This is a genomic window from Micromonospora maritima, from assembly GCF_902825405.1.
Classification (GTDB): domain Bacteria; phylum Actinomycetota; class Actinomycetes; order Mycobacteriales; family Micromonosporaceae; genus Micromonospora; species Micromonospora maritima.
Window position 1 is genome coordinate 1 of sequence record NZ_CADEAU010000369.1, and the last position, 5,367, is coordinate 5,367.

Here is a 5,367-nt window from a genome sequence, read left to right on the forward strand (position 1 = left end):
GGCGTCGGCGGCGCCGCGCAGCTCGTCCAGCTCGGGCGCGGCGGCGCCGGCCAGCTCGGGCACGATCAGCGGCGGGTGGGGGCAGACGGCGGCGGCGACCAGGGGCACGCCCCCAAACCTATCGCCGATCCCCCGGTGCGTCCCCGCGCCGATCCGGTCATCGAGGGCGTACGACACCGTATGGTCACGGTCGACGACAGGCGCTCGACACGGACGGGGGCGGACCTGTGACAATGCCGGGAGAAAGTTTGCTGCGCCGTGGCGGCGACCGGGGGCAGGTCCCTCGACGCCGGGAGAACGAGGATGGGCACATGAGCGACTGGACTGCCTTCGGACGGGTGGACGAGGACGGCACCGTCTACGTCAAGACCGCCGAGGGCGAGCGGGTGGTCGGATCCTGGCAGGCGGGAGCCCCGGAGGAGGGGCTGGCCCACTTCGCCCGCCGCTTCGCCGACCTGGTGACCGAGGTGGACCTGACCGAGGCCCGGCTCAACTCGGGCGCGGCGGACGCCGGCCACTCGCTGACCACGATCCGGCGGATCCGCGGGTCCCTGGCCGAGGCGCACGTGGTCGGCGACGTCGACGCGCTGGCCGCCCGCCTGGACAAGCTGGCCGCCGTCGCCGAGGAGAAGGCCGGCGAGGCCAAGGCGGCCCGCGAGGCCGCCCGGGGCGAGGCCCTGGCGCGCAAGACCGCCCTGGTCGAGGAGGCCGAGAAGCTGGCCGCCGAGTCGACCGGCTGGAAGACCGCCGGCGACCGGCTCAAGGAGATCCTCGACGAGTGGAAGACCATCCGCGGCGTCGACAAGAAGACCGACGGTGAGCTGTGGAAGCGGTTCGCCGCCGCCCGGGACGGCTTCACCCGCCGGCGGGGCGCCCACTTCGCCTCCCTCGACCAGCAGCGCAAGCAGGCGCAGACGATCAAGGAAGAGCTGGTCGCCGAGGCCGAGAAGCTCAAGGAGTCGACCGACTGGGGCGCCACCGCCGGCCAGCTCAAGGAGCTGATGGCCCAGTGGAAGGCCGCGCCGCGCGCCGCCAAGGAGGCCGAGCAGAAGCTCTGGGAACGGTTCCGGGCCGCGCAGGACGAGTTCTTCACGCGGCGCAGTGAGGTCTTCTCCGCGCGGGACAACGAGCAGCGCGTCAACCTGGAGCGCAAGCAGGCGCTGCTGGCCGAGGCCGAGGCGCTCGACGTCGACGGTGACCCGAAGGGCGCCCAGGCGAAGCTGCGGGAGATCCAGGCGCAGTGGCACGAGGCCGGCCGGGTGCCCCGCGAGGCCGCCGCCGGGCTGGAGCGCCGGCTGCGGGCGGTGGACGACAAGGTCCGCGAGGTGATGGACTCGGCGTGGCGGCGTACCTCCAAGGAGGACAACCCGCTGCTGGCCCAGATGCGCGCGCAGGTCGCCGAGGCCGAGGACCGGCTGGCCCGGGCCCAGGCCGCCGGGGACGCCCGCCGGGTCAAGGAGGCCGAGCAGGCGCTCGCCTCGAAGCGGCAGTTCCTCCAGTTGGCCGAGCAGGCCGGCTGACCGACGCACCCCGGCCGGGCGAACCGGCGGACAGACACACCAGGTGAGCCCCCGGCCAGGTCGGCCGGGGGCTCACCTGCGTCCGGGCCGGGTTGACGCATCGAGGTGGGCTGATCAGAATGAGCGGCGGAGCCAGGTTCCGGCACCGGCACGAGGGCATCGACGGCTGACCCACGCCGTCGACGATCGCCGGTGCGCATCCCGCGGGTGGCCGTGCACGTGACCGGCCCGGCGCGCGCTGTCGCGCGTACTCGATGAGGAGCGGGCCGGTCCTCCTGGTCCTGCCGCCCGCGGCGCCTGCGCGGCGCGGGCATCCGAAGTGGAGCTTCCATGCACCGACGCACCGCCCTCGGCGGCGCCCTGACGGCGCTCGCCACCGCAGCAGCAGGCGTTCTCGTCGCCGCCGCCGTCTCCACCGCACCGGCCGCCGCGGCGGCCGGTGGCACCGGCACCGGTTACCTGCACACCAGCGGCAGCAAGATCGTCGACAGTACGGGCACGACCGTCCGGCTGACCGGCATCAACTGGTTCGGGATGGAGACCGACAACAAGACGTTCCACGGCCTGTGGTCGAGCAACCCGTGGCGGTCCCAGCTCGACACCATGGCCCGGCTGGGCTACAACACGCTGCGGATCCCGTACTCGAACGACGCGCTCAAGCCCGGCGCGACCGCGAGCGGCATCAACGACTTCGTCAACCCGGACCTGGTCGGGCTCTCCCCGTTGCAGATCCTCGACAAGGTCATCGACTACGCGGGCAGCAAGGGGATGCGGGTCATCCTGGACCGGCACCGGCCGACGTCGGCCGGGCAGTCGCCGCTCTGGTACACCTCGACGGTCTCCGAGACGACCTGGATCAACGACTGGAAGATGCTGGCCCAGCGGTACGCCGGCAACACCACCGTGATCGGCGCGGACCTGCACAACGAGCCGCACGCCGAGGGCACCAACCCGGCCGCCACCGGCGCCTGCTGGGGCTGCGGCGACACCGCCCGGGACTGGCGGCTGGCCGCCGAGCGGGCCGGCAACGCGATCCTCGGCGTGCAGCCGAACTGGCTGATCTTCGTGGAGGGGGTGAGCTGCCCGAGCGGCGGCCTGTCGAACGTGTGGGACAACGACCCCAGCAACGACGAGGACTGCGGCTGGTGGGGCGGCAACCTGTCCAGGGCCGGGCAGTTCCCGGTCCGGCTGAACGTGGCGAACCGACTGGTCTACTCGCCGCACGAGTACGCCACCTCGGTCTACCGCCAGGCCTGGTTCGACGACCCGTCGTACCCGGCGAACATGCCGGCCATCTGGGACAAGTACTGGGGCTACCTCTACAAGCAGAACATCGCGCCGATCATGATGGGCGAGTTCGGCACCACCCTCCAGGACCCCAAGGACAAGGTCTGGCTGCAGAACCTCATGGCCTACACCGGCACCGGCGTCAACGGGATGTCGTTCACGTACTGGTCGTGGAACCCGAACTCGGGTGACACCGGCGGCATCGCCAACGACGACTGGACCACGATCAACCAGCCGAAGCAGGACATCCTCCAGCCGTACCTGATCCCGCCGACCGGTGGGGGCGGCAACCCGACCCCGACGCCGACCGGCACCGGCTCCCCCACGCCGACGCCCACCGGCACGTCGTCGCCGGCGCCCAGCGGCGGCTGCACGGCCAGCTACAAGCAGGTCAACGCGTGGGCCGGCGGCTTCCAGGGCGAGCTGACCGTGAAGAACACCGGCACCGGCGCGGTGAACCCGTGGTCGGCCACCTGGACCTGGCCGTCCGGGGTGACCCTCGCAAGCGGCTGGAACGCGACGGTCACGCAGTCCGGCACCACGGTCACCGCCGCCGCGCCGGCCTGGGCGTCGTCGCTGGCGCCGGGCGCGTCGGTCACCGTCGGCTTCACCGCCAACGGCACCGCCGCCACGCCGGGCAGCGTGAAGCTCAACGGCACCGCCTGTTAAGGAAGGGCCCCTTCTTAACGCCTGCGGTAGAGGAAGGGCCCCTTGTTAACACCGAGTGTTAACAAGGGGCCCTTCCTTCCATCCGGTCAGTGGGCGGCGCAACCGCCGGTGGGGGCGGGCGCGGCGGCCGGCGCGCCGATCGTCGGCAGCCCGAGCAGCACCCCCGGGGTACGCGGGGCGCGTCCCGCCTCGGCCGCGTCCCCGGCCCGGGTGCGTCGGTGCGCCAGCGGCGCTCCGTCGGCGTTGAGGTGGTGCGGAGCCGCGTACGTGACGGTGGTGTGCACGATGTCGCCGGGGCGGATCTGTCCGGCCAGCTCACCGGTGGCGAAGTGCACCAGCCGGCCGTCGCGGGCCCGGCCGGACATCCGGCCGGTGCGCTCGTCCTTGCGCCCCTCGCCGACGGCCACCAGCACCTCGACGGTCTCCCCGACCAGCTTCTTGTTCTCCGCCCAGGTGATCTCCTCGACGCAGGCGACCAACCGCTCGTACCGCTCCTGCACGACCTGCTTGGGCAGCTGGTCGTCCATCGTCGCGGCCGGGGTGCCGGGGCGCTTGGAGTACTGGAACGTGAACGCCGAGGAGAACCGCGCCTCGCGGACCACGTCGAGCGTGCGCGCGAAGTCGGCCTCGGTCTCGCCGGGGAAGCCGACGATGATGTCGGTGGTGATCGCCGCGTCCGGCATCGCCGCCCGGACCTTGGAGATGATCCCCAGGTAGCGGTCCGACCGGTACGAGCGGCGCATCGCCCGCAGCACGTCGTCGGAGCCGGACTGCAACGGCATGTGCAGCGAGTGGCAGACGTTCGGCGTCTCGGCCATCGCGGCGATCACGTCGTCGGTGAAGTCCTTCGGGTGCGGGCTGGTGAACCGGACCCGCTCCAGCCCGTCGATGTCGCCGCAGGCGCGCAGCAGCTTGCCGAACGCGTACCGGTCGCCGAACTCGACGCCGTAGGAGTTGACGTTCTGCCCGAGCAGGGTCACCTCCAGCACGCCGGAGTCGACGAGCGCGCGCACCTCGGCGAGGACGTCGCCGGGGCGGCGGTCCTTCTCCTTGCCGCGCAGGGAGGGCACGATGCAGAACGTGCAGGTGTTGTTGCAGCCGACGGAGATCGAGACCCACCCGGCGTACGTCGACTCGCGCCGGGTCGGCAGCGTGGAGGGGAACACCTCCAGCGACTCCAGGATCTCCACCTCGGCGGCGGTGTTGTGCCGGGACCGGTCCAGCAACGCCGGCAGCGAGCCGATGTTGTGCGTGCCGAAGACCACGTCCACCCAGGGAGCCTTGCGGACGATCTCGCCGCGGTCCTTCTGGGCCAGGCAGCCGCCGACCGCGATCTGCATCCCGGGGTGCTTCGCCTTCACGGGGCGCAGATGACCCAGGTTGCCGTAGAGCCGGTTGTCGGCGTTCTCCCGGACCGCGCAGGTGTTGAACACCACCACGTCGGGCTGCTCGTCGGCCTCGGCGGCGCGCACGTAGCCGGCGTCCTCGAGGAGGCCGGAGATGCGCTCGGAGTCGTGCACGTTCATCTGGCAGCCGTACGTGCGCACCTGGTATGTGCGCGGGCTGCCCGCGGCTGCGGTAGTCATGACCCGGACAGACTATCCGGGTGGAGCTGGTCGGACCGAACGAGGAGGAGCCGTGTGCCGGAGCATCAAGACCCTGCGTGAGCCGTACGTCCCGGTGGTGACCGAGGAGGACGTGCGGGCGGCCGCGTTGCAGTACGTCCGGAAGATCTCCGGTTTCCGCACGCCGGCGGCCCACAACGCCGCCGCGTTCGACGCCGCGGTGGACGCGGTGGCCGCCGCCACCGCGACCCTGCTCGACCAACTCGTGGTGCGGGGGCAGCAGCCGACGGCCCGGGGCTGAGCCCCGGGGCCGCCACCGCTCGCCG

The 5,367-nt window shown here is 72.2% G+C and carries 4 protein-coding genes; 3 read left to right on the plus strand and 1 reads right to left on the minus strand.

What is annotated here, in order from left to right; translation table 11 throughout:
- Positions 1-311: 311 nt before the first annotated feature.
- Positions 312-1,520: a DUF349 domain-containing protein gene (locus HUW36_RS24620; protein ID WP_174530343.1), complete on the plus strand. Its 1,209-nt coding sequence runs from the start codon at positions 312-314 to the stop codon at positions 1,518-1,520.
- Between the two features lie 330 nt (positions 1,521-1,850).
- Complete coding sequence (locus HUW36_RS24625; RefSeq protein ID WP_174530344.1) at positions 1,851-3,476, plus strand: cellulase family glycosylhydrolase; 1,626 nt, start codon at positions 1,851-1,853, stop codon at positions 3,474-3,476.
- Positions 3,477-3,562: 86 nt separating this feature from the next.
- Here the strand turns inward: HUW36_RS24625 and miaB are convergent, their stop codons facing one another.
- Positions 3,563-5,062, minus strand: coding sequence for a tRNA (N6-isopentenyl adenosine(37)-C2)-methylthiotransferase MiaB (gene miaB / locus HUW36_RS24630; protein ID WP_174530345.1), 1,500 nt, complete (start codon positions 5,060-5,062; stop codon positions 3,563-3,565).
- Between the two features lie 52 nt (positions 5,063-5,114).
- Between miaB and HUW36_RS24635 the strand changes: the two genes are divergently transcribed.
- Positions 5,115-5,342, plus strand: coding sequence for a DUF2277 family protein (locus HUW36_RS24635; RefSeq protein ID WP_174530346.1), 228 nt, complete (start codon positions 5,115-5,117; stop codon positions 5,340-5,342).
- Positions 5,343-5,367 lie beyond the last annotated feature (25 nt).

What these genes read in the sequence shown, in the direction of transcription:
- HUW36_RS24620 (WP_174530343.1), top strand. Translation starts at nt 312, where the DNA reads ATGAGCGACTGGACTGCCTTCGGACGGGTGGACGAGGACGGCACCGTC.
- HUW36_RS24625 (WP_174530344.1), top strand. Translation starts at nt 1,851, where the DNA reads ATGCACCGACGCACCGCCCTCGGCGGCGCCCTGACGGCGCTCGCCACC.
- miaB (WP_174530345.1), bottom strand. Translation starts at nt 5,062, where the DNA reads ATGACTACCGCAGCCGCGGGCAGCCCGCGCACATACCAGGTGCGCACG.